26 protein-coding genes and 1 tRNA gene are annotated in these 25,200 nt (G+C 64.0%); 7 read left to right on the plus strand and 20 right to left on the minus strand.

What is annotated here, in order from left to right; translation table 11 throughout:
* Positions 1–57: 57 nt before the first annotated feature.
* On the minus strand, positions 58–504 hold the full coding sequence (locus tag BRA1417_RS0127400) for a hypothetical protein (RefSeq protein ID WP_007603109.1): 447 nt from the start codon (positions 502–504) through the stop codon (positions 58–60).
* A gap of 288 nt (positions 505–792) precedes the next feature.
* On the opposite strand from BRA1417_RS0127400, the gene BRA1417_RS0127405 reads away from it, so the two are divergent.
* On the plus strand, positions 793–1,056 hold the full coding sequence (locus tag BRA1417_RS0127405) for a hypothetical protein (RefSeq protein ID WP_027518540.1): 264 nt from the start codon (positions 793–795) through the stop codon (positions 1,054–1,056).
* Positions 1,057–1,081: 25 nt separating this feature from the next.
* On the opposite strand, the gene BRA1417_RS0127410 is transcribed toward BRA1417_RS0127405, so the two are convergent.
* Complete coding sequence (locus BRA1417_RS0127410) at positions 1,082–1,543, minus strand: host attachment protein (protein ID WP_027518541.1); 462 nt, start codon at positions 1,541–1,543, stop codon at positions 1,082–1,084.
* A gap of 313 nt (positions 1,544–1,856) precedes the next feature.
* Between BRA1417_RS0127410 and BRA1417_RS43055 the strand changes: the two genes are divergently transcribed.
* Both BRA1417_RS43055 and BRA1417_RS0127420 read left to right on the plus strand, forming a co-directional pair.
* Positions 1,857–2,129, plus strand: a complete 273-nt coding sequence (locus BRA1417_RS43055) for a hypothetical protein (protein WP_084462300.1) — start codon at positions 1,857–1,859, stop codon at positions 2,127–2,129.
* 438 nt (positions 2,130–2,567) lie between these two features.
* Positions 2,568–3,533 carry a helix-turn-helix domain-containing protein gene (locus BRA1417_RS0127420; RefSeq protein WP_027518542.1) on the plus strand — a complete coding sequence of 322 codons (966 nt, stop codon included), beginning with the start codon at positions 2,568–2,570 and terminating at the stop codon, positions 3,531–3,533.
* Positions 3,534–3,593: 60 nt separating this feature from the next.
* Here the strand turns inward: BRA1417_RS0127420 and BRA1417_RS0127425 are convergent.
* The 3 genes from BRA1417_RS0127425 to BRA1417_RS0127435 all read right to left on the minus strand — a co-directional run bounded on the left by BRA1417_RS0127425 (position 3,594) and on the right by BRA1417_RS0127435 (position 5,086).
* A tRNA-Arg gene (locus BRA1417_RS0127425) sits at positions 3,594–3,670 on the minus strand.
* 152 nt (positions 3,671–3,822) lie between these two features.
* Positions 3,823–4,356: a hypothetical protein gene (locus tag BRA1417_RS0127430; protein WP_027518543.1), complete on the minus strand. Its 534-nt coding sequence runs from the start codon at positions 4,354–4,356 to the stop codon at positions 3,823–3,825.
* A 160-nt stretch (positions 4,357–4,516) separates the two neighbouring features.
* Entirely contained in the window at positions 4,517–5,086 is a 570-nt protein-coding gene (locus BRA1417_RS0127435; RefSeq protein ID WP_027518544.1) for a hypothetical protein, read from the minus strand.
* A 179-nt stretch (positions 5,087–5,265) separates the two neighbouring features.
* On the opposite strand from BRA1417_RS0127435, the gene BRA1417_RS0127440 reads away from it, so the two are divergent.
* Positions 5,266–5,649, plus strand: a complete 384-nt coding sequence (locus tag BRA1417_RS0127440; RefSeq protein ID WP_027518545.1) for a VOC family protein — start codon at positions 5,266–5,268, stop codon at positions 5,647–5,649.
* Positions 5,650–5,699: 50 nt separating this feature from the next.
* On the opposite strand, the gene BRA1417_RS0127445 is transcribed toward BRA1417_RS0127440, so the two are convergent.
* Positions 5,700–6,197, minus strand: coding sequence for a hypothetical protein (locus BRA1417_RS0127445; RefSeq protein WP_027518546.1), 498 nt, complete (start codon positions 6,195–6,197; stop codon positions 5,700–5,702).
* A gap of 256 nt (positions 6,198–6,453) precedes the next feature.
* Between BRA1417_RS0127445 and BRA1417_RS0127450 the strand changes: the two genes are divergently transcribed.
* Entirely contained in the window at positions 6,454–6,804 is a 351-nt protein-coding gene (locus BRA1417_RS0127450; RefSeq protein ID WP_018455289.1) for a GrlR family regulatory protein, read from the plus strand.
* 97 nt (positions 6,805–6,901) lie between these two features.
* Here the strand turns inward: BRA1417_RS0127450 and BRA1417_RS0127455 are convergent, their stop codons facing one another.
* The 10 genes from BRA1417_RS0127455 to BRA1417_RS0127500 all read right to left on the minus strand — a co-directional run bounded on the left by BRA1417_RS0127455 (position 6,902) and on the right by BRA1417_RS0127500 (position 20,758).
* Positions 6,902–9,589, minus strand: a complete 2,688-nt coding sequence (locus BRA1417_RS0127455; RefSeq protein WP_027518547.1) for a PAS domain S-box protein — start codon at positions 9,587–9,589, stop codon at positions 6,902–6,904.
* A gap of 124 nt (positions 9,590–9,713) precedes the next feature.
* Entirely contained in the window at positions 9,714–10,640 is a 927-nt protein-coding gene (locus BRA1417_RS0127460) for a DMT family transporter (RefSeq protein WP_027518548.1), read from the minus strand.
* A gap of 80 nt (positions 10,641–10,720) precedes the next feature.
* Positions 10,721–11,536 carry an NUDIX hydrolase gene (locus tag BRA1417_RS0127465; RefSeq protein ID WP_027518549.1) on the minus strand — a complete coding sequence of 272 codons (816 nt, stop codon included), beginning with the start codon at positions 11,534–11,536 and terminating at the stop codon, positions 10,721–10,723.
* A gap of 4 nt (positions 11,537–11,540) precedes the next feature.
* Complete coding sequence (locus BRA1417_RS0127470; RefSeq protein ID WP_027518550.1) at positions 11,541–12,494, minus strand: dihydrodipicolinate synthase family protein; 954 nt, start codon at positions 12,492–12,494, stop codon at positions 11,541–11,543.
* A 28-nt stretch (positions 12,495–12,522) separates the two neighbouring features.
* Complete coding sequence (locus BRA1417_RS0127475; RefSeq protein ID WP_018455294.1) at positions 12,523–13,401, minus strand: SDR family oxidoreductase; 879 nt, start codon at positions 13,399–13,401, stop codon at positions 12,523–12,525.
* Between the two features lie 178 nt (positions 13,402–13,579).
* The gene (locus BRA1417_RS0127480; RefSeq protein ID WP_027518551.1) at positions 13,580–14,440 is read right to left on the minus strand and encodes a MaoC family dehydratase; all 861 of its coding nucleotides are present in this window, start codon (positions 14,438–14,440) and stop codon (positions 13,580–13,582) included.
* 200 nt (positions 14,441–14,640) lie between these two features.
* Entirely contained in the window at positions 14,641–15,030 is a 390-nt protein-coding gene (locus BRA1417_RS0127485; RefSeq protein ID WP_007603084.1) for a Zn-ribbon domain-containing OB-fold protein, read from the minus strand.
* Positions 15,030–16,187, minus strand: coding sequence for a thiolase domain-containing protein (locus BRA1417_RS0127490; RefSeq protein WP_027518552.1), 1,158 nt, complete (start codon positions 16,185–16,187; stop codon positions 15,030–15,032). Before BRA1417_RS0127490 ends, BRA1417_RS0127485 begins: the two co-directional genes overlap by 1 nt.
* A 502-nt stretch (positions 16,188–16,689) precedes the next feature.
* Positions 16,690–17,160, minus strand: coding sequence for an immunity 26/phosphotriesterase HocA family protein (locus BRA1417_RS46350; RefSeq protein ID WP_027518553.1), 471 nt, complete (start codon positions 17,158–17,160; stop codon positions 16,690–16,692).
* Positions 17,161–17,266: 106 nt separating this feature from the next.
* Positions 17,267–20,758, minus strand: a complete 3,492-nt coding sequence (locus BRA1417_RS0127500; protein ID WP_027518554.1) for an indolepyruvate ferredoxin oxidoreductase family protein — start codon at positions 20,756–20,758, stop codon at positions 17,267–17,269.
* Positions 20,759–21,038: 280 nt separating this feature from the next.
* On the opposite strand from BRA1417_RS0127500, the gene BRA1417_RS0127505 reads away from it, so the two are divergent.
* Positions 21,039–22,265 carry a cytochrome c gene (locus tag BRA1417_RS0127505; protein ID WP_027518555.1) on the plus strand — a complete coding sequence of 409 codons (1,227 nt, stop codon included), beginning with the start codon at positions 21,039–21,041 and terminating at the stop codon, positions 22,263–22,265.
* Position 22,266: 1 nt separating this feature from the next.
* Here BRA1417_RS0127505 and BRA1417_RS0127510 read toward each other — a convergent pair whose 3' ends face one another.
* A complete protein-coding gene (locus BRA1417_RS0127510) occupies positions 22,267–22,917 on the minus strand; it encodes a trimeric intracellular cation channel family protein (protein ID WP_027518556.1) in 651 nt (216 codons plus the stop codon).
* A gap of 164 nt (positions 22,918–23,081) precedes the next feature.
* Between BRA1417_RS0127510 and BRA1417_RS0127515 the strand changes: the two genes are divergently transcribed.
* On the plus strand, positions 23,082–23,474 hold the full coding sequence (locus tag BRA1417_RS0127515; RefSeq protein ID WP_027518557.1) for a hypothetical protein: 393 nt from the start codon (positions 23,082–23,084) through the stop codon (positions 23,472–23,474).
* Between the two features lie 59 nt (positions 23,475–23,533).
* Here BRA1417_RS0127515 and BRA1417_RS0127520 read toward each other — a convergent pair whose 3' ends face one another.
* Genes BRA1417_RS0127520 through BRA1417_RS0127530 form a run of 3 tightly spaced genes read right to left on the minus strand, consistent with a single transcriptional unit; the run spans position 23,534 to position 25,091 of the window.
* On the minus strand, positions 23,534–24,343 hold the full coding sequence (locus tag BRA1417_RS0127520; RefSeq protein ID WP_027518558.1) for an oxaloacetate decarboxylase: 810 nt from the start codon (positions 24,341–24,343) through the stop codon (positions 23,534–23,536).
* Between the two features lie 51 nt (positions 24,344–24,394).
* Positions 24,395–24,745, minus strand: coding sequence for an antibiotic biosynthesis monooxygenase (locus BRA1417_RS0127525; protein WP_007603077.1), 351 nt, complete (start codon positions 24,743–24,745; stop codon positions 24,395–24,397).
* Positions 24,746–24,782: 37 nt separating this feature from the next.
* Positions 24,783–25,091, minus strand: coding sequence for an NIPSNAP family protein (locus tag BRA1417_RS0127530; RefSeq protein ID WP_007603076.1), 309 nt, complete (start codon positions 25,089–25,091; stop codon positions 24,783–24,785).
* Positions 25,092–25,200 lie beyond the last annotated feature (109 nt).

A 25,200-nucleotide genomic window follows, 5' to 3' on the forward strand; every position in this document is an offset into this window, starting at 1 on the left:
TTCGGCCAATTTCGTCCGGACGATGCTGCGCTGCGACGGACCGGACGGCTCAGCCGCTCACCATTCGTCTGGACAGGGATCGATGATCTTCCAGAGCTCGACGCCGTTCTTGATCTTTTTCATGTCGGTGGTGAGCCCGCCATTGCGGCGAATCCAGTCCTTCACCGTGTCGGGGTAATAGGCCATCAGGTCGGACGTCCCCTCCGCGCTGGTGACCTTGATGCCGAAGGTGAAGGCCTTGTCGTAATAGGCTTGGTGGAAGCCGAGGCTGGCGCGCGGCGTCACGCAGATCTTGTTCATCGGCACGATGCCGAGCACCAAGGTACAGGCCGAGTTGCAGATGCCGTCGATGATGACGCGCTCGCCCTTCTCGCGGACGCGCTTGTACTTGGCCTTGTACTCCTCGACATAGCCGCCGTGGTCGCGGGTAATGTGCAGCTCGGCCCGCGCCGGCGTGGCGGCGACGACCGAGAGCAACAGCAGGCTCAGAAGCGTGATGCGCATGGCGAGGTGACGGCGAAAGCCTTCAGGAATGGACCGGCCTATGGACCCCAAGAAGCCGGCAACAGGAGTCTTGAGCTAATTCTCTTTGGTCACACTTGTGTGGGGAATTCGTTAAGCATCTCGAAAAGGCCAAAAATGGGCAAGTCGGACCACAGAACCGGCAATTCTGTCACACCCACCCGGGAAACTGCGGGATTGCCCCCGTTTTCCGGGCTGCAGACGGGTGTTCCGGCCGCCCGAACTGGCTATAAACGGCTGACCTATTCGTGTGGGTTCCGGAGATTCGAGATGAGCAAGTTGAAGCTTGTAGCCGCGATTGCTGCCCTGTCGGCCGCAATCCTTGCCCCTGGCCTCGCAGAGGCACGGGGGCATCACCGGTACCATCGCTATCACACGAACCCGCTGCCCTACCCGATCAGCTATCTGCACAATTACGGGCCCGGCATAACGCCCGGGACGTTCGCCTTTTATGACGGCCCGTCGACCAACCATTGCTACCAGAGCGCAGCCGCCTATGTCGGCCAGGACCGCCGCCGGCACCCCTGCTACTGAGGGGCGCAGGCGCGTCGCGGGGCCGCTATTTGGCGGCGCCCGACAGCAGCAATTGCTTCTCGATTTCGTAGACCGGCAGTTTGACGAGGTCCTTGCCGACCTCGCCCTGGAGTGCCTTGCGCACCACATCCGAATAGTCGGCGCGGATCATCCCGAGGGCACGCGGCGAGGCCACCATCGTCAAGGCCGAGGTCTCGCCTGAGCTGACGGCCGCATCGAGCCGTCCGGCCAGGCTGCGCAGGAAGGCGCGCTCGGCCTCGTCGTGCCAATCAGTCTGCTCCACCGAGCTGCGGGCGCTACCGGCCGCGCCATGGAGTCTGCCCGGCGCGTCGGTCCCTTGCGCCCCGGTCGAGGGATTGGGCTGCTCGTGCACCTCCCTGGTGTGGAGGTTCGGAAACATCTCGTCGCCGAGGTTTTCCAGAATGAGCGCCTTGCGCCCGTCGCACACGACCAGCCAGTCACCCTTGTCGATTCTCATTTTGTCCATTTGCACAGCTCCAAAGCGACCTCGCGAGCCTGCCCTTCGAATTACTCGAAAGGCTGGCCACAAGGCTAGCTTAGGGACGAAGCCGCATCGGAGAATTGCGCGGGATCAAGGATGGCGACGATGTCCTGCGGGGCGCAAACGCAAGCGCAGCATTGGTCAAGCGCGCGAACCTGGGATAGTCTGCCGGAGCTAAAGGTCAGGCCTGCGGCGGGCTGGCTGAAGACCTGTTCATCAGCATTACATTTCGCCCCTGCCACAATTTGATCAGAACAAACTTCGATATCCCTGTATTGCGTAAGCGGAGAAAGACATCATGAAGCTTAGAATTGGCCTCGTCGCCGCGACCCTGCTGGGTGCGTTGGTCGCATCCCCGGCGGCGTCCGCCATGCCCATCGCGCCTGCTCCTGCGACGCCGCAGGTTTCCGACGTCGAGCAGGTCCGCATGGTCTGTGACGCCTGGGGACGCTGTTTCTGGCGCCCGAACTACTATGGATACTACGCGCCGCGACCGTACTACGGTCCCCGATATGCACCGCGCTTTTATGGTGGGCCTCGCTATTACGGACCACGCTATCGCCGTTGGTGATTCTATAGGGGCCCTCCGGGGCCCCTTCGCTTTTGCGAGATCAAGGACGTTGGTCTGGAGTCATTCCAAAACTGATCTAGATCAAAGACGAATTTCGCCACGCCGTCATTCTTCGACGATGGTCGATTTGATCGTTTTTCGATGTCCCCAGACGGGCATGAATGTACAGACACATCTTGAGAAGCAACAGAGACAGGAGGCGCAGAGCTTTGCCTCCTTCGCCTGTCCCGCCTGCACGCGGCTGCATTTCATCGACCTCGCCACCGGCCAGCCGATGACTCGAGACCGTTAACGACGACACCGATCCGCCGGGCTTCATGCCATGATGTCCGCAATACTACGGCCCGGAATCCGGTTTACTGAAGCGCGATGTTTCGCCATTGATGGCGATGTACTCACGTTCATTTGATTGTCACATTGCGGCAGCCGGCCACACGCATGTTGTTCGACGCCCTCGCTCCATCATCCGCGCTTCAATTGATCGGCTTTGCCGACGTCGATGCGTTTCGGCCGATCGAGTCGATGGAGGATGCGAGAAGCATTCCGCTCGACGTCCGGAATTTCGCGGCGGCTCGCGCTGTCGTCTCCCTGCCCGGTTGCCGCATCGTCATAATGCGTTCGTTCGCGCGCATCCTCGACGCGGCCTATCGGATGCCCGGCGGGATGGTGATCCTGCCCATGACGGACGACCTTCAGGTCAATTCCAAGGGCATGGATCTGGACGCGCGTTTCTTCATCGCGCTCCGCGGCAGCGATGAATGCCATTTCGTCGAGCGCCGGACCAATCATCATGCGATGATCATCTTCTCACCCGGCATGAGCGACCGGGGCTGGTTCGATCGGGCGGACGATTTGCGGGCTAATGTCGCGAACCGCCCCGCTTTGCTCCACATACGGCAGCTCCTGCTCGACATTCTGCGAACCGCGTCGGTGCAGCCGGCCCTGTTCGAAACGACCGAGGTCGCCGCCCATCTGCAGGAAGGCCTGCTGCTCGCGCTCGACGATCTGTTTCGCATCGATCCACTCTCAGACCGGAGTGCCTCCGTCCAGGGCGAGCGGTCGATCAAACTCGTGCAGCGTATCGATGATTACGTCGCGGCACATCCGACTGCTCCGATCTATACCGCCGATCTCGCCGGCGAGTTCGGCGTCTCGATCCGGACGCTCGGCGGCGCCGTCAGCAAGGTGCGCGGCATGAGCCTGCACCAGTACATTCGCCTGAAAAAATTGTGGGCGACGCGGTCTCGCCTTCTCAAAGGCGGGGGCGCCAACGTCGCCACATGCGCGCGCGCCCAAGGCTTTCACCATTTGGGGGAGTTTGCCGCAGCTTACCGCGCGACCTTCCACGAAGCGCCGTCCGACACGCTGGCACGGGGCCGGCAAGCCGGTCCGACGGCTGGCTGACCGGGCAGGCCGCTGCGGCCGTCGTTGTTGTCAGCGCCCTCTTCGGAACATATCCGGAATTGGCGCGCTCGGAGAGATTCGAACTCCCGACCCTCGGAATCGAAATCCGATGCTCTATCCAGCTGAGCTACGAGCGCCCTGGCCCAGACATTGGGCCACAGCCGAGACGCCCCAGATCGCTGCTGGCGGGCCAGCAGGCCGGACGACGCTCGGATGGGTTCGAATTAGCAGAGAGGCCGGCCAATAAAAAGCCCTTCCCGCCCCGATTCGAGATGGGTCAGACCTGCTCTTACCAGGTGCTGTTGAAGAAGCCGAAATGCGGCTGCTGCGCCACCACCATCATCGGCCGCCCTTGCTGCGGCACCGGATGCGTTCTGGCGACCTTGCGCTTGGGCTGCTGCGCTGAGGTCTGAGGGGGCTGGGCCTGAGGAAGCTGGCCCTGCGCCTGAATCTGTGAATTGGCTTCGATCTTCTTGACCGCAGCGGCAGCGCCCTTCGCGGCCGGCGTGAACTGGGCGAACGTCTCGCGGACCCGCGCCTTGGCAGATATCTCGGCCAAAGCCGGTGACATGCTCTCCACGGGCGACTGGGGAGCCGCGACGGCCGCGATCTTCACCGCAGGGGCGGCAAGCGTCGGCTGGCTGGTGTCGAGTACGACGCGCTCCGGCAGGTGGCGATCGGACCGGATCCGGATCAACGGCTGTTCGTTGCTTGCTGTTGCGATAGCCTGCGTCACAGGCGAAGTCGGCAGAACGTAGTCCGCCGCGAACAGCAGTGCAAACAAGGCTCCACCGACAAAGAAGAAATACCGAAAGATGGGCATTGGCCACGCTCCGCCCGCCGCATCCCCGCGTGGGCTCTCCGCCTTAACAGGCGATCATTTAATTGGTTCCTGGCCCAGCCGTTCGGTTCAAATGGCGACGCCAAGTTTCTTGGCCAAGTCCCCGGGACAGTAACTTTTCCGCTATCAGGCAATGCCGGCCTTATGTCCGACGTGCTGCCACAAGCGAACACTTTGCCTGATCGGCATTCACGTTGACGAAGCCGACGGGAATGCGCGCAAAAGTCTTGCGGCTCTTCATGCCGACCGGATCCGCCAGAACGCGGGTGCGGTCGGTGAGATGACTACCGTCGCGCCGCGCAAAAGCGCAGACGATCTCGACATCCTTTACGGCATAGTCGTTGTCGTTCCGCAGCGTGAGCGTCACCAGCGCCTTCGAGCCAAGGCCGCCGCGGCGCCAGGTCTGAGATGAAATCCTGATCCGGCCGAGTTCTGCCATTATCGGAAGCGGAGCCTCGGAAGCCGGCGACACGGCGGTCGCATCCCCCGAAGTTGCCGTCGCGATCGCTGCCATCTCAGACGTCACCGGCTCGGCACTGTTGCCTCTGGAGAGAGGGAGCAGCATCCAGATGCCGCAACCGACGATGATGGCCGCCAACAGCCACAGCAGGCCCCGCCCAAATGAAACGCTCGCGATCATCACTGCTCGCGCCAGCCGTTCGCCGGTCCCGGCGAAACGCCCTAACCCGATGCGGTCAAACCCAGCGTTCATGGTTGCCTCACCGATCGCGGCGGAAGCACGTTCGACAACGGATTCGGCCACTGCTTACCTTAATCGGGAAGGCGAACTAAGGTTCCCGCGCAGCTGCCGAGTCGGCAAGAGCGGTGGCGGTCACGGGCCGAGGCCGCTAACATGCGCTGCAACATCAAGATCCGTCGGGAGAACACGAAATGCCAGTCGTCACTTGGGATCACGTCCATCTGCGCAGCCCCGATCCGGAGGCCACGGCGGCCTGGCTGCGGGACATCCTCGGTGGCGAGATCGTGCAAGCGCCCGGACGGATCGACGTGAATCTCGGCGGCGCAAGGATCTTCATTGCGCCGCTCGAGGGCGACAATGTGGTCAACCCGCCGCCGCCGCACCCGCATCAAGGCCTCGACCATTTCGGTCTCACGGTGAAGGACATCGATGCCGTCGCCGCCGAGCTCAAGGCCAAGGGCGTCACCTTCACGCGCGAACCGACCACGATCCGCCCCGGCGTGCGCATCTGCTTCATCCGCGGCCCCGAGGGCATCTCCATCGAGCTGCTCGAGCGCGACAAGAAATATACCTGACACGGCGCGCGCCACATCGGCTCACCGGGCGACGTTGCCGCCCGGCGTGCCTAAGTCATGCTGCCGGGCATGAAGCAGCGGACGGCGACGCCCATGTAGCCGTAGATCGGCCAGACCATGGTGCGCCCTACGCGGTTCGGCTCCGAGATCACGGCCTCCTCGGGCACCTCGACCCAGACGAGCTCCTGCGGTCGGCCGTCGACCACGTAGCCATAACGCGGGACGCGGACCCGATAGTGCCCGTCCTTGCTGTCCCAGTCGGTGTCCGAGAGCGCCGAGCCGTCGGCATCGGAGCAACAAGGCCCCTTGCCGCTTCGCAGTCCGTCGAACCAGGCCTTCAATTCGGCATTGGTGTTGACGAACTGGCCGCGGTCGCGCGCATGGCCGACGGGGGCCGCGAGCGCGATCAGGGCCAGGACGCATGCGAGGCTCGCCACGCTTCGCCAGCGTGCTGCGCCGCCGATCCGCCGTTGTCGTGTTTCGCAAATCGTGGGACGCACACTGTACAGACGCGGCTTCTCGCCGCCGGAATCGATCCAGTTGCTCACGTTTGTCTTGCTCCAGCACCCCGCGGCCAGTGCAACAATGGTTATGCATTTCGCGGGCCAACTCGATTCGCAACGACTGGCCTCGCTTCATGATCAGACCGTCATGGCGGTGTCATAGACAAGCCGGGACAAGTACGGCTCGCGGTAGGCGCGCAAGGTCGGCGGCCAAACTGCCGCGTTGCGTGGCCGCATGCCCTTTGGCATAAATGCACTACCGGTTACGCCATTGGGCGATGGCGGCCGGCCTCGGGACTTTATGAAGAACGGCCTCTATTCGATTCACGTGAACCTGCTCGATGGTCGGGTCGGCAAGGGCAGCGGCGTGATTCTGTTTCGCGACGGCAAGATTCTTGGCGGCGATGCCTACCTCTATTACACCGGCAGCTACACGGTGAAGGACAACACCTTCAAGGGTGAGGTGCTGGTCCAGCGTCACACCTCGCCGCGGGGCGACGACAATCCGCTGTTCGGCGGCCCTGCCGCGGTCGGCATCGGCGTCAGCGGCACCTTCACGGAGACGCGCGGGGACATGACGGGCACCGCACTGGTCGGCAAGGCCAGCCAGATTTTTGGCGCGACGCTGCACAAACTTGCAGAGGTCGACTAGGGCTTCGGTTCTGATCGAATCAACCAAAGCTCTCAATTTATTTCGGCGCGTTTTCTTCACGCGAAGCCGGCATCCACTTCGCTCGAAAATGCTCGAGCTATTCCGCGGCCTGCTCGAGCGGCGCCACGCGCGGCAGGATGATCTGGATACGTGTGCCGCTGCCCGGTTCGGAATCCAGATCGAGCCGTCCGCCGAGCCTGTTCGTGACGATACTGTAGACGATGTGCAGCCCGAGACCAGTGCCGCCCTGGTCGCGCCGCGTCGTGAAGAACGGATCGAAGGCACGGCGGCGGACATCGAGCGACATGCCGCAGCCATTGTCGGAGAAGATGATCTCGACATTGTCCTTGCCGGACTCGCGCACCTGGATGTCGATGGTCCCCGGCCGGCCGTCCGGAAAGGCGTGCGCCACCGCGTTGAGAAACAGATTGGTCAGCACCTGGCCGTACGGTCCAGGATAGCTGTTCATGGTCAGATCAGGCTGGCACTCGACATTGAGCGTCAGATTGTGCTTGCGCAGCCCGGGCCGCAGACTCATCACCACCTGCTCGGTGAGGTCACCGAGATCGAAGCTGCGTTGGTCCGAATAGTTGCGGTCGGCGGCGACCTGCTTGAACGACTGGATCAGCTCGGCGGCGCGGTTGAGATTGGAGACGAGCTGCGAGGACGCGTCGCGGCTGGTATGGAGAAAGTCGTTGAGCGCGGAGCGGCGCAGCTCGCCACGCTCGACCTCGGCGGTGAACATCGCGGTCTTGCGCTCCAGCGCGGAGGCGACCGTGAGGCTGATGCCGACGGGATTGTTGACTTCGTGCGCGACGCCGGCGACGAGGCGCCCGAGCGCCGCCAGCTTCTCCGCTTCGATCAGCGAAGCCTGGGTCTCGCGCAGATTGCGTAGCGCGGTCTCGGCCGACTCCTTGGCTTTCCGCATCTCCTGCTCGCCGCGCTTGCGCTCGCCGATATCGAGCGCCACGGTGACGATCCGTTCGATCTCGCCTTCGGCATCGAGCAGCGGCAGCTTGTTGACGAGCCATTGCCGCATGTGGCCGGACGAATCAATGTACTCCTCTTCGTAGAAGCCGAGACCTTTTCGCAGCGTCAGCACGCGCTTGTCGCTCTCGTCGGACTTGGCCGCGCCGTAGCGCGACATCAGGTCGGCCGTGGTGCGGCCGAGCGCATCGCCGGGCTCGATTCCGAAGATGCCGGCCATGTAACGGTTCATCAGCACGTAGCGCAGGTCGCGGTCCTTGACGTTGATGACCGCGGGCACCGTGTCGATGACCTGCTGGAGCAGGCGCCGTCCTTCGGCAATGGCGTCTTCCGCGCGCTTCTGGTCGGTGATGTCGCGCAGCGTGCCCTCGTAGCGGACGATGTTGCCCGCCTCGTCGCGGACGCCGGTGGCACTGTCGGACAGCCACAGGATGTCGCCGCCGCGCTGGCGCACCTGGTATTCGAACTCGCGCACCATGCCGTCGCGGGCCATCAGCCGCTGATATTCGACGCGCGCCTCGGGATTGAGATAGATGGTGTGGGCGATGTCGTTGATGCTGTCGATCAGCTGCTGCGGGCTATCGTAGCCCATCATCCGCGCCAGCGCCGGATTGGCGTTGAGGAGGTCACCGGCCGGTGTCGTGACATAGATGCCGTCGACCGAGCCCTCGAACAGCTTCCGGTAGCTCTCTTCGGCGAGGCGCTGCTCGGTCAATGCGCGCACCGCCGCCTCGCGTGCCGTGTCGGCCTCCTCCAGCGCGCGGCGGAACACTTCGGCCGCGCGTGCGATATCGCCGATCTCATTGTCGAGATCGGCGGACGGGATCGAGGTGTTCTTCTCGCCGGCTGCGAGCGCGCGGATCGACCGCGCGATCTGGGCGAGCGGACGGACCGTCCGCCGCACCACGAAGCCGGCCGCGAGAATGCCGATCAGCACGCCGATGGTACCGAGCACGATGCTCTGCCAGCGCGCCTCTGTCAGCGTGCGGGCGAAGTCGCGCGACAGCACGTGGCCGCGCCGGGCGCTGACCTCGCGCAGCAATTCGGTGACACGGCCGATCAGCCGGCCCTCGGTTCCCAGCACCTCGCGATCGATGTCGGCGATCTGCCGCTCACGGACCGCGACCGCGATGATCGCCTCGGCGTAATTGTTGACGGCCGATCTGAGATTGGGATCGACGACGCCCATCGCCCGCATGCTCTGCGCCGCCAGCTCGGCCGCGGACGGGTTGCGCGCAAGCAATCCGAGCGCGATCCGGCTCTGCGCTTCCGACAGGCGGGACGCCAGCTCTCGGTCCCCCGTGCCGGAGACAGCCGCGTCGAACTGGTCGCGGAGCGGCGGCAGGCCGGCAAGCAGCTGGGCGCGGCGGTCGATCAAGGTCGAGATCCGCTCCAGGCCGCTGCGATAGGTCGCAAGCCGCTCGCTGACCCCGTCGATCATATCCTGCTGCTCGGGCACGAGCTCGATGCGGGTCTTCTTCAGGATGTCGCTGAGCGTCGAGGCCGCCTCGCCCACCTGCTTGAACTGGATGCCGGCGCCGGGGTCGGTGACGAAGTCGCGCGCGGCGAGCCGCAGCTCGTTCATGCGGCGGTCGATGTCCTCGGCGAGGTCGCCGACGCTCTGCAGCCGCTGCAGCTCGGCAAAGGTCGTGTCGATATGCCGGATCGCGATCACGCTCGCGGTCGAGGTGACGATGATCACCGCCAGCACCAGAAGGAAGCTGCCGAACGTGAGCTGGCCGATGGAGAGCGAGAATGTTCGCTTTTTCTCAGGGGTCGGCGTCAATTCGGCGGACATTGGTGATGTGAGGACCGGGCTATTGGAGCTCCAATATACGACGTATTGCGGTCCCGGGGGAACATGCGTCTGGCCGCCGAATATCCTTAATATTACAGCCCTGCCGCCCTCCTTGGCCCCGGCTTTATGACGTTTTGACACCGGCCGACCGCCCGGCCGGGATGGTCATGGCGGCGACGCCGAGGACGACGCAGGCAAGGCCGAGCCAGGCGGTCCGGCTCAGGCTCTCGCCGAGGAAGGCGACGCTGATGGCAACCCCGATCGGCACGCGGAGATAGGCCTGCGCGGTGGTGCCGACCGAGCCCAGGGTCTGGATCAGGCGGAAATAGATCACGAAGGCCGCGGCGGTCGAGAAGGTCGCCAGCGCGAGCAGCGCTAGCACGGAACTCAGCGAGGGCGACAGTGTCCAGGGCTGCTCGAGGATGAGCGAGGCCGGGATCAGCGCCGCCGCCCCGGCCAGCAACGAACCGGCCGCGGGCGCCATGGGATCGAGGCCCTTGAAGCCGCGACCGAAGATGGCGGCGCAGGCGTAGCAGATGGTGGCGGCAACGATGGCGGCCTCCGCGACGAGGCCGCTTCCGACATCATGGAAGGCATCGACGCCGACGATCAGCAGGATGCCGGCCATGCCGGCGACCACGCCGACCAGCTTGCGCGGTGTCGTCGCCTCGTGACGCGTCACGACCGCCGTGAGCAGGAAGGTGAAGATCGGGCCTGCCGAGTTGAGGATGGTCGCAAGCGCGGCATCGACGTGGCGCTCGCCCCAGGCGATCAACGTCCAGGGGATCACGCTGTTGAGCACGGCCTGGAAGGCGAAGCGTTGCCAGGTCGCGGCATCCGTCGGAAGCCTAATGCCCCGCGCCCGCATGATCGCGAGCAGCAGCAGGCCCGCAATCGTGGTGCGCGCCGCGATCAGCGTGATCGGCGGAATGGTGGCGACGCCGAGCTTGATGAAGGTGTAGGAGCCGCCCCAGAGCGTTGCGAGCGCCAGCAGCAGCGCCAGCTCGACGGCGACGTTGTTGTCCTGCCGATTGTCCTGCCGGTTATCCATGTCGCGCGCCCCGTCCCATTGTCAGGGACGGAACCTAGCGCGTCTACCCTCGCCGATACTTCGCTTTGTGTCGAAGTGTCCTAGCCGACTGCCCCGACCTCGAACACTTCGCCGTCGTAGCCGGCCTCGCGGGGAATGCGGAGCTGGCGGCCGGTTTCGGTCTTGGTCATGACCGGCATCACCGTCACGACGGACATGCCGCGGGCGTGCTTCAGCGCCGCGCTCACGCTCGACTGCTTGGCGAGCCGGATCAGGTTGCGCGTGGTCGGGAACGGCAGCTTGAAGCGGCCGCTCTCGCCACCCTCCACCGCCTCGCGCGGCGAGACCCAGATCGAGTCGGTCGACTCCCGGCCGTCATGTGCGCCGAGCTGGTCGGGCGGTGCTGCCGCAAGGAAGAACCAGGTGTCGAAACGTTTTGGCATCCCCTCGGGCGTGATCCAGTGCGCGTAAGGCACGAGCGTATCGAGCGCGAGCTGGAGGCCGTTATCGGCCAGAATGCTCAGGAAGCTGACCTTGTGCTCGTTGAGCGCGACGCGATGCGCATCGGCGATTTCGCCGGCGCGCTTGGCGTCAACAGGCGTGCCCGAGTCTTTCGAGCGCGCCAGCAGGATGCCGCTTTCCTCAAAGGTCTCGCGGATCGCGGCGATACGAAATCCGCGGTCCGCTTCACTCAGGCCCTCGCCGCCCGAATACAGATCGGACCGCGCGACGATCTCCTGATCGCCGGCATCGACGCTGCCACCGGGAAACACCAGCGCGCCCGAATTGAACTCGATCTGATGATGGCGCACCATCATGAAGACTTCGATTTCGTCGCGGCTTTTGCCGTCGACCTTCACGCCGTCGCGCAGCAGGAGGATCGTCGACGCGGGGCGCGATGCTGATGCCTCGGCCATTCGATTAACCTGCTGCGCTGGATTGCGGGCCGAGATTGGCGCGCTTGTCGACGCGCGCGACGCGCGACAGCAGGTACTCGACCTCGGCCTTCGCCGCCGGCGTGATGGTGGCGCCGGGCTTGCGCTGGGCGCTGGAGGCAATGATGCCGCGCTTCTGCAGCACGTATTTGCGTACGGCAAGGCCAGCACCAGGCTGCTGCTCGTAGCGGATCAGCGGCAGATGCGCGTCGAACAGATCATGGGCGGCGTCGCGCTTGCCTTCCTTCGAAAGTCGCACGACGTCGATCAGAAGCTCGGGGAAGGCATAGCCGGTCATGGCGCCGTCGGCGCCGCGCTCCATCTCGAAGTCGAGAAAGAGCCCGCCATTGCCGCAGAGGATCGAGAGCGGCCGCAGCGAACCGTCTTTCTGGAAATTGCGCAGCGTCGAGATCTTTTCCAGCCCCGGCCAGTCCTCGTGCTTGAGCATCACGCAGTTGGGATTGTCGGTGACGATCTTGCGGATCACAGCGGGGGTGAACACCACCGACAAGGTCAGCGGATAGTCCTGGAGCACCCAGGGCACGTCGGGGCCAATCGCCTCGGCCGCCTGCTTGTAATAGCCGATGATCTGGTCGTCGGTCCGCAACGACGGCGGCGGCGCGATCATCACACCGGCCGCACCGGCCTCCATCGAGGCCTTCGTCAGCGAGCGCATGGTGGCAAAGCCGGGCGCGGAGACGCCGACGATAACCTGCATTGTCTTGGCCCGCTTGACGAAGCGTACCGCCACCTGCTCGGCCTCGGCGGCATCGAGCTTCGGCGCCTCACCGAGGATCCCTAACACCGTGACGCCGTCGCAGCCGACCTCCTCGTAGAAATCGGTCAGGCGGTCGATCGAGCGCTCGTCGATTCGGCCGTCATCGTGGAACGGCGTCGGCGCGATTGCGAAGGTGCCCTTGGCGTCGGCGGTGAGTTTCATCGTTGTCCTTGTTTCTCTCTGTCGATGGCTAAAACCGCCGCGCCCCCATCTTGATCTGCTCTTCGGAGAAGAAGATCTCCTTGGCATGATCGGCGATGTCCTGGGCCTTCCAGCCCGTGTGCGGCGGCTTCCAGCCGTCCATTTCCATCATCCGCATTTCGCGCACGCCGCGGGGCCCGGACACACCCAGCACCTTGCCGGTCTGGTCGCCGGACAAGTCGCTGACCATGTATAGCACGGCCGGCGCGATGCCGTCCGGCCCCAGCGCCGCGCCGGGGTTCTCCTTATAGCGGGGCAGGTCTGCGGTCATGCGGGTCAGCGCGCCCGGCGCAAGCGTCCAGATCCGGATGTTGTATTTGCGGCCCTCGATCGCCAGCACGTTGGACAGGCCCCAGATGCCGCCCTTGGCCGCGCCGTAATTGCTCTGGCCGAAATTGCCGATCAGGCCCGAGGTCGAGGAGGTGTTGACGATGACGCCGCCGCCGTTTTCCCGCATCCAGCGAAACACCGGCATGGTGCAACAAAAGGTGCCCTTCAGATGCACCTTGATGACCTTGTCCCAGTCGGACTCAGAGGCCTTGGCGAAGGTCTGGTCGCGCAGGATGCCGGCATTGTTGACGAGGATGTCGGCGCGGCCGAAATGCTTGATGGCGTCGTCGAACACCGACTGGCCGCCTTCCATGGTGGAGATGTCGGCGCCATTGGCGACCGCCTTGCCGCCCTCGGCCTTGATCGCATCCACCACGAGCTGCGCCATCGACGTGTCGGCGCCGGAGCCGTCACGGGGACCGCCGAGGTCGTTGACGACGACGGAGGCCCCTTCCCGCGCGAACAGCTTCGCGTAGGCCTCACCGAGTCCCCCGCCCGCGCCGGTGATCAGCGCAACCTTGCCGTCGAGTAGTCCCATGGTGGCGTCTCCCTGTTTGTTTTTTACCTCGCCCCGCTTGCGGGGAGAGGTCGGATCGCCCTTGCGATCCGGGTGAGGGGGTACAGGTCTCACTACCGTCTCGGCTGGTGGAGAGAGCCCCTCACCCCACCCTCTCCCCGCAAGAGCGGGGCGAGGGAGACCACGGCCGTCCCGTGTGCTAACCCAGCACCGTCTTGCCGTTCTTGATCACGGTGACGCCGCGCGACTTCACCTTGGCTTCGAACGAGATCACGCTGCCGTCCTTCCAGAGGTCCATGGTCACGGTTTCGCCGGGATAGACCGGCGAGGAGAACCGCGCGACGTGCTGGCGGAAGGCGGAGGCGTCGTAGTCGGCATAGGTCTGCAGCACGCCGCGGCAGGTGATACCGTAGGTGCACATGCCGTGCAGGATCGGACGCGGAAAGCCGGCCTTCTTCGCGAACTCAGGGTCGGAGTGCAGCGGGTTGCGGTCGCCGCAGAGACGATAGACCAGCGCCTGGTCGGGGCGCGTGACGATGTCGATCGTCCTGTCGGGTGCGCGCGAAGGGATCTTGTGGGGATCCGGCTGGGTCAGGTTCGGCCCGCCAAAGCCGCCATCGCCGCGGGCGAAGCGGGAGGCGACCAGCGTTGCCAGCTTCTCGCCCTTCTCGTTCTTGAGCACGGTCTGGTGGCTGATGACGACGCCCTTGTCCTTGCCCTTGTCGTAGACTTCGACAACGGAGGAATCGGCGGTGATGTGCGCGGCGACCGGCAGCGGCTGGTGGAAGGTGATGTCGCGCTCGCCGTCGACCACCATCACGCGGTTGAGATTCATCTCGCCCGGACCCGCGCCCCACGCCGCGACGGAGGCGAAGGTCGGCACCACCTTGAGCGGCCGCGGCGTCAACGTGCCCTCGTTGACGAAGGCGAGCTCGTTCTCGTCCATCGGATCGGCGCCGAGGCCGATACCGTAGGCATAGAGCATCACTTCGCGGTCGGTGTAGGAATATTTCTGGCCGAGGTTTTTGAGGCCTTTGAGTTCGTCGTATCTGGCGGACATTTTTGTTGTTTCCTCCCGAATGTCTTCGGCACCGCCAGTTGAAGTGCCCTCTCCCCTTGTGGGAGAGGGCAGCGAGGACGGTGCAACAAACTCACTTGGGTGAGGGGTTGCTTCCGCAGTGAAAGCTTTCTCCGCGGAGAGATACCCCTCATCCGGCGCTTCGCGCCACCTTCTCCCGCAAGGGGAGAAGGAAGAAGCAACTACGCCGGCGTGAAGAACGGCAGCGGCGCGCCATCGGTCGGCTTGAACACCACCTTCACCTTCTGGCCGATCTTCAACGTCGTCAAATCGCAATCGACGAAATTGGTCTGGAGCGACGGCCCCTCCTTCAGCGTGACGTACCCGATCGCGTAGGGGCCGGTCGGCGACTTCCGCATCAAGCTGTAAGTGTAGATCGTGCCTTCGCCCGAAGACTCCTCCCACACCGTCTTGTCGGAGTAGCAGAACGGGCAGATCGCGCGCGGGAAGTAATGCGCCTCGCCGCAGGCGGTGCAGCGCTTGATCATGAACTTGCCCTCTTTGGCCGCGTCCCAAAACGCGGCCGTCTCGGGGTTGGTCACCGGGGCCGGATATTTCTTAGCTTCGCTCATCACACGCGCTCCAGAATCGCAGTCGAGGCGGCGTGGCGAACACCCAAAAGCCCGCCGGTGCCGTGGGCGATGGCGAGGTCGCAATTCTTGACCTGCACCTTCGGATGCGCCTCGCCGCGCAGCTGCCGCACCGCCTCGAGGATCTTGGTCATCCCGCCGCGGTTGACGGGATGGTTGCTGCAGAGGCCACCGCCATCGGTGTTGAACGGCAGCTTGCCGACGCCCGAGATCAGATTGCCGTCAGCAACGAACTTGCCGCCCTCGCCCTTCTTGCAGAAACCGAGGTCCTCGAGCTGCATCAAGACGGTGATGGTGAAGCTGTCGTAGATCGAGGCGTATTTGATGTCCTTCGGCGTGATGCCGGCCTCCTCGAACGCACGCGGGCCGGACCAGATTCCGGCAGAGTATGTGAGGTCGAGATCCTTGCCGCCGCGCGGGCCCTTCATCGCCTCGCCATGGCCGATCAGCTTGACCAGCGGCTTCTTCAGGCTCTTGGCGATTTCAGGCGTGGTCACGAGCAGCGCGCCGCCGCCGTCGGAGACGACGCAGCAATCCATGCGATGCAAGGGATCGGAGATCATCGGCGAGTTCAGGACGTCCTCGACGGTGACGACGTCCTTGAGCATCGCATGTGGATTGTATTGCGCGTGGTGCGAGGCCGCGACCTTGATCCAGGCGAGCTGCTCGCTGGTGGTGCCATAGTCGTGCATGTGGCGCATGGCACACATGCCGTAGGCATTGTGCGTGGTCGCGCCGTAAGCCGTCTCGAAATCGGCCTCGGCGCCGGCCGCGCGCGGCGGCATCGCCCCGGTGCGCGGCTTGCCGGCCAGCGTGATCAGCGCGATCGAGCACTTGCCCGCGGCGATGGCTTCGGCGGCATGGCCGAGATGGATGATGTAGGAACAGCCCCCGGTTTCGGTTGAATCGACATGGCGGAGTTTCTTGGTGTTGAGGCCGAGATAATCGACCATCGGCCAGGCGCCGCCCGGGGCATCGCCGGCGCAGAAATAGCCGTCGACATCGTCCTTGCTGAGCCCGGCATCCTCGATCGCGCCCTTGGCGACCTCGGCATGGAGCTGCGCGGTGGATTTGTCCGGCGCGTGCCGGGTCGGGTGTTCGTAGATCCCGGCAATGTAGGCCTTGCCCTTGATGGTCAAATAAGGTCTCCGCTAGCGTTTCTCGCTTCCGGTTTTTTCTGAACCGCTGCTGCCCTGTTGGCAAGCGCGGAAATATTCCGCCGGGCGAGAGGGTAGCGGACTGGCGCAAATCGCCGAGGTGCGGTGGGAGGGCCTCTGCTTCCGGAATCGTCATTGCGAGCGCAGCGAAGCAATCCAGGAATCTTTCCGCGGACGCATTTCTGGATTGCTTCGCTACGCTCGCAATGACGGGAACGACGGGCAGAACCCTAAAGGTGTTTTGCCCGACGGCACAAGCGGTTTCGTTTTATCGAAAAACGTTTCTTCGCGAAAACAACCCCATGCACAGTAGAGCGATCGTTGATTTCAAACAGGAAATCCTAGGCGGGCGAAGCGAAGCATGCCCACCCTCTTGCTATGCAATCTTGGTGAGATCGTGGGCACGGCGCTTCTCGCCTCTGCCCACTGTAGGAGATCGGGTTTGCGAAAACATAACCACCGATACCATCGTATGGCTTACCGACTAATGCGGCCGAGGAGCCAAGAGCTTTGAAATCTTTGTCTCGGCCGCTCCAGCACCGAACAGTCCGTCACTGTCCAACCCCTGCAGGTCATCATAATCTGAAAGGAGCTCGGATGCGCTGCGAAGCGGATCAACGTCCGAGTACCGCACCAACCAAGCCTTCCTCGAGATGGGATCTCGCCTGACAAAGTCGGGGATTGGCCAATCTGCCCGATCCCAGTTGGGCACCTTGCCGATGATCACCCACCGCCCGTCAATCAGTCCTAGGTCTCCGAAGCGAATTCTCGTTACGGCTTGGTCAGGATGAAGGTGATCGAGCGTTGCCGACGCTGATGTTTCAAGACGCGGACCGAAAAAATAGCCCAGCAGAACCCTTCCCACGCGGGTCGACCTCGCGACGACTCCACGAGCAAATCCGCCGTTTCGGAGCGGCACTGCGAACACAGAGCCTTCTTCGTAGGGCAGCTTCATCTGCTGTGGATGGTACCGTACGTGACCTAGTTAGATTAGCAGCCCTCGCTAAAGAAACCTGCTGGGTTACGCTATCGCTAACCACCCTCCCAGACGATGCGCCACCCTACTCCGCCGCAATCTGCCTTGGCGCCGGCGGCGGGTTCGCGAGGTCGGCGGCGAGCTGGGCGTAGCGGGCCTTGGCGTCCGCGACGGCCTTCTCCTTGACCGGACCGTAGCCGCGGATGCGGTCGGGCAACGACAGCAGCTCCACCGCGGTGTCGATCGTCAGCGGAGACAGCAGGCCGAGCACGGTGGCGACGTCCTTCTCGTAGCCGGCGATCAGGTCGCGTTCGAGCTTGCGGTCGGCGCTGCGACCGAAGATGTCGAGCGGCGTGCCGCGCAGGAATTTGAATTTTGCCAGCACGCGAAATACCGGAAGCATCCACGGGCCGAACGCGCGCTTCTTCGGACGGCCGAGCGCATCGACTCCACGGCTGAGGATAGGCGGGGCCAGGTTGAAGTTGAACTTGAAGTCGCCCTCGAACTGGTCGCGGAGCTGTTTTTCGAACGCGCCATCGGTGTAAAGGCGCGCGACTTCGTATTCGTCCTTGTAGGCCAGCAGCTTGGCGTAGTTGACCGCAACGGCGCGTGTCAGCGCCTCGTCATAGCCGCCCTGCCTGGCGGCGTCGCTGACCTGGTCCACCAGCTTCCGGTAGCGCTTGGCCAGCCGGCCGTTCTGATAGGCCGTAAGATGCTTGGCTCGGTGCTCGATGAGTTCGTCGAGGGTCATGGCGTCCAGGGTCCTGGGCGCGACGGCCTCATCCGTTCCCTTCAGCATGCCGGCAAGGCGCTGGGGGTCGGCGACCGCGAGGCGGCCGAGGCGGAAGGCTTCCTTGTTCATCTTGATCGAGACGCCGTTGACCTCGATCGCCTGCTCGATCGCTTCCGCCGACAACGGCAAGAGGCCCTTCTGATAGGCGTAGCCCATCATCATCATGTTGGTTGCGATGCTGTCGCCGAGCAGCTGCTCGGCCGGCTTGGTGAAGTCGAAGAACACCGAATCCTTGTGCAGCGCGGTTTCCAGCAACCCGTTCAGCTTGCGGGTCTGGAAGTTGAAATCGCGGTTGAGAACGAAGTCGGCGGTGGGAATGACGTGGCTGTTGATGATGCCGCGGGTGCGGCTGCTGTCGCAGAGCGAGATCGTGTCCTTGGCAACCGCGACCACCTCATCGGCTGCGAGCACCACATCGGCCGTACCGGTGACGATGCGCGAGCAGGTCACCTCGGCCGGATGATCGGACAGGCGGACGTGGCTCAGCACCGCCCCACCCTTTTGCGCCAGCCCCGACATGTCGAGGATCATCGAGGCCTTGCCCTCGATATGGGCGGCCATGCCCAGCAGCGCGCCGATGGTCAGCACGCCGGTCCCGCCGACGCCGCCGACCGCGATGTTGTAGGGCTTGTCCAGGTTGGGGCGCGATGCCGGCTCAGGCAGCGCGCCGATATCGCCGACGCCCGCCGGCGCGCGCTTGCGCATCTTGCCACCGTCGACGGTGACGAAGGACGGGCAAAAGCCTTTGACGCAGGAATAATCCTTGTTGCAGGTCGACTGGTTGATGGCGCGCTTGCGGCCGAACTCGGTCTCCAGCGGCTCGACCGAAATGCAGTTCGATTGCACCGAGCAATCGCCGCAGCCTTCACACACCGCGGGATTGATGAGCACACGGCGCGCCGGATCCTCCATCGTACCGCGCTTGCGGCGGCGGCGCTTCTCGGCGGCGCAAGTCTGCACGAACACGATCGCGGACGCGCCCTTGACCTTGCGCAGCGTTTTCTGGACCGCGTCGAGCTCGTCACGATGCGCGGTCTTGACGCCTGGCGCGATCTCATTCGCGGGATAGGCGTCGGGATTTTCCGAGACCAGATAGATCTCGCGGATGCCTTCGCTGTGAAGCTGGAAGGTGATCTGCTGCGGCGACAATTCGCCGTCGACATGCTGGCCGCCGGTCATCGCGGTCGCGTCGTTATAGAGGATCTTGTAGGTGATGTTGGCGCCGGAGGCGATCGCCTGGCGGATCGCGAGGCTGCCGGAGTGGAAATACGTGCCGTCGCCGAGATTGGCGAACACATGCTCTTCCTTGGTGAAGGGAGCAACGCCGACCCACGGCACACCCTCGCCGCCCATGTGCGTGAAGGTCTCGGTCGAGCGATCCATCCAGAGTGCCATGAAGTGGCAACCGATGCCGGCGAAAGCGCGACTGCCTTCGGGCACCTTGGTCGATGTATTGTGCGGGCAGCCGGAGCAAAAATACGGCGTGCGGGCGACAGGCGCGGTCGCCTGCATTTGCGACGCCTGGCGGCCGTTGAACCAATCGGCCTTGGCGCGCAGCATCGTTGCAATTTCGGGATTGAGATCAAGTCGAAGCAGACGCTCGGTGAGCGAGCTCGCCAGTGAGGCGACGCTGAGTTCTTCGGCAAAGGGGAGGAAGCGCTTGTCGTGATCGTCCATCTTGCCGATGATGCGGGGACGGACATCGTCGCGCCAGTTGAACAGTTCCTGCTTCACTTGGTTTTCGACGATCTCGCGGCGCTCTTCGATGATGAAGATTTCCTCGAGGCCCACGGCGAATTGCCTGACGCCTTCCGGCTCCAGAGGCCAGGGCATGCCGATCTTGTACAATCGAAGTCCGATCTTGGCGGCGACCTCGGGTGTGATACCGAGCTCGCGCAGCGCCTGCCGGATATCCTCGTAGCTCTTGCCGGACGCCATGATGCCATAGCGGGCATTCGGCGAGTCCATGGTGATGCGATTGACCTTGTTGGCGCGCGCAAAGGCGATCGCGGCAAAGCCCTTGTAGTCCTGCAAGCGGCGGTCCTGGGCGAAGCGGTCGTCGGGCCAGCGCAGATTGAGGCCGCCTTCGGGCATCTCGAAATCGGTCGGGATCACGAACGGCGTCATCTCGTCGGTGAGATCGATCTCGGCGGTGGTCTCCACGGTCTCCGTGATCACCTTCATGCCGACCCAGCAGCCCGAGTAGCGCGACATCGCGATACCGAGAAGACCCATCTCGATCATCTCGTGGACGCTCGAGGGGTAGAGATAGGGCATCAGCGCCGACATGAAGGCGTGGTCGGACTGATGCGGGACGGTGGAGGATTTTGCGCCGTGGTCGTCGCCGGCGAGACACAAGACGCCGCCGTTCTTGGCGGAGCCCGCGGCATTGCCGTGGCGGAAGACGTCGCCGCAGCGGTCGACGCCGGGGCCCTTGCCGTACCAGATGCCGACCACGCCGTCATACTTGGCGCCGGGCGAGAGGTTGAGCTGCTGCGAGCCCCAGACCGCGGTCGCGGCCAGGTCCTCGTTCACGCCGGGCTGGAACTTGATATTGTACTGCTCGAGATGTTTTCGCGCGGCGAAGAGCTGCTGGTCATAGCCGCCGAGCGGTGAGCCGCGATAGCCGGAGATGAAGCCCGCGGTGTTCAGCCCCGCGGCACGGTCGCGCCGGATCTGGGCCATCGGAAGGCGGACCAGGGCCTGAATGCCCGTCGTGAAAATATGTCCGGTGTCCTGGGTGTATTTCTGATCGAGACTGATCGGACCCTGGTTGATGCCCATTATGTCCTCTTCCGCCCTTTTGAGCGCTTGGCTGCTTAAGCCGTTGCCTGCCCGTGGTTTTTAGCTAGGGCGCGCCGACTATTTCCGCCACTCTATGTCGGATATTTCACGCTCCGCATCACAATTCTGGAGCAAAGGCAGCGGCGGGTAAAAATCGCAATTTCGTGGCTGCATTGGCATCCGCGATTTTCATTTTGTGTCACCATACCCCCGCCGTCGCGCAACGAATTGACGCCCGATCATCCCGGACGGCGTCGATGGGTCGCAGGAGAGGCTTTCGATGCGGACGATTCTGGCTGGCCTGGCTCTCGTGGCTCTGGCGTTGTGCAGTGCGGTTGCGAACGCGGCCGTCGCTGCCGAGCCGTCACCGGAGCTGATCGCCACCGGCAAGGCGCTGGTGGAGGCCGGCGACTGTGCCGGCTGCCACACCGCCGATCCGGCCAAACCGTTCGCGGGCGGAAAGCGCATCGACACACCGTTCGGCGCGATCTACGCGCCAAACCTGACGCCGGACCGCGACACCGGCATCGGCGCCTGGACCGACGCCGACTTCACCCGCGCCGTACGCACCGGCGTCGCGCCCGACGGCTCCAATTATTACCCGGCGTTCCCCTACCCCTATTTCACGCGAATGACGAAGGACGACACGCTGGCGATCCGGGCTTATCTCGGAACGCTCGCGGCCGTCACGAGCCGCAACAAGCCGCCGGAACTGCGCTGGCCGTTTAGCTATCGCGGCCTGATGCGGATCTGGAACACGATGTATTTCAAGCCGGGCCTGTTCGAGCCGGACCAGGGCCAGAGCGCGGCGTGGAATCGGGGCGGTTATCTCGTCACCGGGCTCGGTCATTGCGGCGCCTGCCATACGCCGAAGAACTATTTTGGCGCGGACAAGCAGGCGCAGGCCCTCGCGGGCAACGAGGTCGGCGGCTGGTACGCGCCACGGCTCGATGGCGCCGCCCGCACCGGGCTGAAATCGTGGAGTGTCGAGGACGTCACCGAATATCTTCAGAGCGGGCGCAACGCCAGGAGCCATGCCAGCGGGCTGATGGCGGAGGTGGTCGTCAACTCGACCTCGAAGATGAGCGATGCCGACGTGCGCGCGATCGCGGTTTACCTGAAGAACCTGCCGCCCGCGCGGCGTGAGACGATCGTGACGCCGCCTGACGATGCCGAGATGAAAGCCGGCCAGGCCGTCTACGCCAAGCTCTGCATCGCCTGCCATGAGGCCGACGGAACAGGCGCACCGCGCATCTATCCGCCGCTGCCCGCCAACGCGCTGCTGCAATCGGTCAATCCGTCCTCGACCTTGCGCATCATCCTCGACGGCGCCCACACCGTGACCACGCCCCGCGCACCGAACACCGGGGAGATGCCGGCCTATTCCAACCGGCTGTCCGACGAAGAGGTCGCGGCGGTGACGAACTACATCCGCAATTCCTGGGGCAATGCCGCGCCGCTGGTGACGCCGGCGCAAGTGGCGAGGGCGCGGAAGCAGGAGCCGTAGCTCAAGGCTCCCGCCCCTCCTCTTCCGTGAACACGAATTTCGGCATTTCCCATTTGTAGCGCACCGCCAGCAGGCGAAAGCTGATGCCGAGGGCGAACGTCAAGATGGTCCAGAGCTCGGCGTTCAGCTTGAGACCGAACGCGGTGGCATAGAACAGTCCCGTTACCACCGAGACGCTGGCATAGAGCTCGGAGCGAAACAGCAGCGGCACGTCGTTGCAGAGCACGTCCCGCAAGACGCCGCCGGCGCAACCGGTCACCATGCCGGAGACGATGACGATCGGCAGCGTGGCATCCATCTGCCAGGCGATGTCGCAGCCGGTCATGGTGAAGACGACGAGGCCGATGGCATCGAGCACGATGAAGGCCAGCTTCAGCCGGTGCACCAGCCGCGCCATCAGGATGGTCAGGAAGGCGGCGCCGCCGGCCAGCGCGAGGTAGATGGGGTTTTGCACCCAGGCCAGCGGATAATGCCCCAGGAAGAGATCGCGCAAGGTGCCGCCCCCGAGCGCCGTGATGCAGCCGAGGAAGCAGACGCCGAGCCAGTCCATGCTGCGGCGACCGGCAGCGAGCGCGGCGGTCATGCCTTGCGCCGCGACCGCGACCAGCGACAACAGATGCAGCACGCTATCGCTCGGCGGCAAGCTCCACATCGCTTTGTTCCCTTCCGTCAGCGGAGCTTACGCTTCAGGTTCCCCAACGAACAGGTTCCCGATTCCCGCCGCGGGCGCAACATACGACGAAAGCAGTAAGGAGGGCGGAACAGAAGCTCGCATCTATGGGTTGTCCCGCCGCAATAATCGAGGAGAACCAATCGATGGCTGACGACCGTTTTACCAACGATCCGTACCGCCCGAATCTCGCCGATGATGAGTATCGCAATGCGGCGCGACGGGATGCCCAGCTTCAGGTCGACCCGGAGCTTGGCGAAGGCCCCGCCTCCAGCGGCAAAGTAGCCCTGTTCGCAGTGGCAATCGCCTTGGTGCTGGGTGCCGTGTTCTACGGCCTGAACAACACCGGCACCAGCAACCAAGCTAGCACCACGCCGGCGACGCAGACAGCGCAGCAGGCGCCGGCCACCAATCCGGCCGCACCTCCCGGCATGCGCGACGTGACGCCGCGCACCAACACCGGACCTGGCGTGACCACGGGCGCCGCGCCGAGCAAGCCGACCCCGGATACGCCGGCACCGGCTGACGGCGCGAAGTAACGATTTGCAACAATATGCGACAGCGGCGGGATTTCAGATCCCGCCGCTTTCGTCTGTCTCTAGCTGAACATCTTGTTGAGTTCGCCCCCGGGATAGCCGCTGCCCAGCTCGGTGAACGTCCCCTTCTCCGCCATTTCCTTCGCGGCGCGCATGAAGCCACCCCAGGCGGCGCGCGCGAGTGAACCGCCGACGCTGATCCGGCGCACGCCAAGATCGGCAGCTTCCTGCAATGACAGCCCGGAGCCGCCGATCAACAGGTTGAACGGCTTGGGTGCGACAGCCTTCACCACCGCGGCGATGTCCTCGCGGCTCTTCAAGCCCGGCGCGTAGAGACAATCGGCGCCCGCATCGGCGTAAGCGGTGAGCCGGTCGATCACGAGCTTGAGGTCGGTCACGCCCCACAGATAAGCCTCGCAGCGACCGACCAACAGCGCGCCGCTATCGCCGATCGCCTTGCGCGACGCCTTGATGCGCTCGACTGCGAGCGCGCGCTCGTAGATCGGATTGTCCTTGTCGCCGGTGGAATCCTCGATCGACAGGCCGGCAACGCCGGTGCGCACACAGCGCTCGACATTGTCCGCGACCTTGTCCGGCTCGACCGCAAAGCCGCCCTCGAAATCCGCGTTCACGGGGATGTCGACCGACGTGCTCAATGCTGCCAGATGCTGACAGACGTCCTCGACGGAGACATGGTTGTCGGCCTTGCCGATGGTCCAGGCAAAGCCCGCACTCGACGACGCGAGTGCCTTGAAACCGAGATGCTGCAACGCTTTCGCGCTGCCGACGTCGACCGGATTGGGCAGGATGAAGCAGCCGCTCTCGTGCAGCTTCCTGAAGGTCGCCCGCTTGTCAGCAGTTGTCACATGCATGTTTCTCTCCTTTGTGGGCCGCGCAGAGATGGGGACGTGCCGTCGCGCGCGCTAGTGCGCGTCGTGTACCGCGCGACTGTCCTTCGGCGCCTGCTCGCGATCATTCATGCTGTAGTCGCGGATGACGCTGGCGATCCGCAGATGATAATCGGCGAAGATTTTTGCGCGGCCCTTCGCCTGGGTGCGGCGGTGCTCCATCGTGTTGCGCCAGGCTTGCACGGCCGCCTCGTCCCGCCAGAACGACACCGACAAGATCTTGCCCTTGTCGGTCAGGCTCTCGAAACGCTCGACCGAGATGAAGCCGTCGATGGTTTGCAGGATCGGCTTGAGGTCGGCCGCGAGGTCGAAATAATCCTGGCGGTGTTCCGGCTTCGGCCAGACCTCGAAGATCACGGCGATCATGGGCGTCTCTCCTTGAGTTGATGGCCTACGATACCACTTACAAAACCACTTGGCGCAGAAACGTGCGCTCTTCCGCGAGGATGAATTTGTGCTCCTCGGCGAAGTGGAAGTTCGCCATGCCTTCCGTATCCTGACGCAGCCGGGCGCGATAGGCCTCATACGCAGCCAGACTCTCGAAGGTGATCAGCGCAAACGCGATGTTGTTGGTGCCCTCGTGCGGCATGAAATAGCCGATCAGATCGCCGCCGCATTTCGGGATGATGGTGAGCCAGCGCTTCGAGTATTCCTCGAACTGCGCGCGCTTGAACGGATCGAGCTGGTAGCGGATGAAGACGGTGACGGACATCTAAGTTTCCTCTTCCTTGTTTGCGCGAGCGAAGCGCCAGCTCCTCATCCTGAGGAGCTGGCGCAGCAAGCGTCTCGAAGGATGAAGGCCCCGCCGGTGGCCTCGCCCT

The organism is Bradyrhizobium sp. WSM1417 (assembly GCF_000515415.1).
Classification (GTDB): Bacteria; Pseudomonadota; Alphaproteobacteria; order Rhizobiales; family Xanthobacteraceae; genus Bradyrhizobium.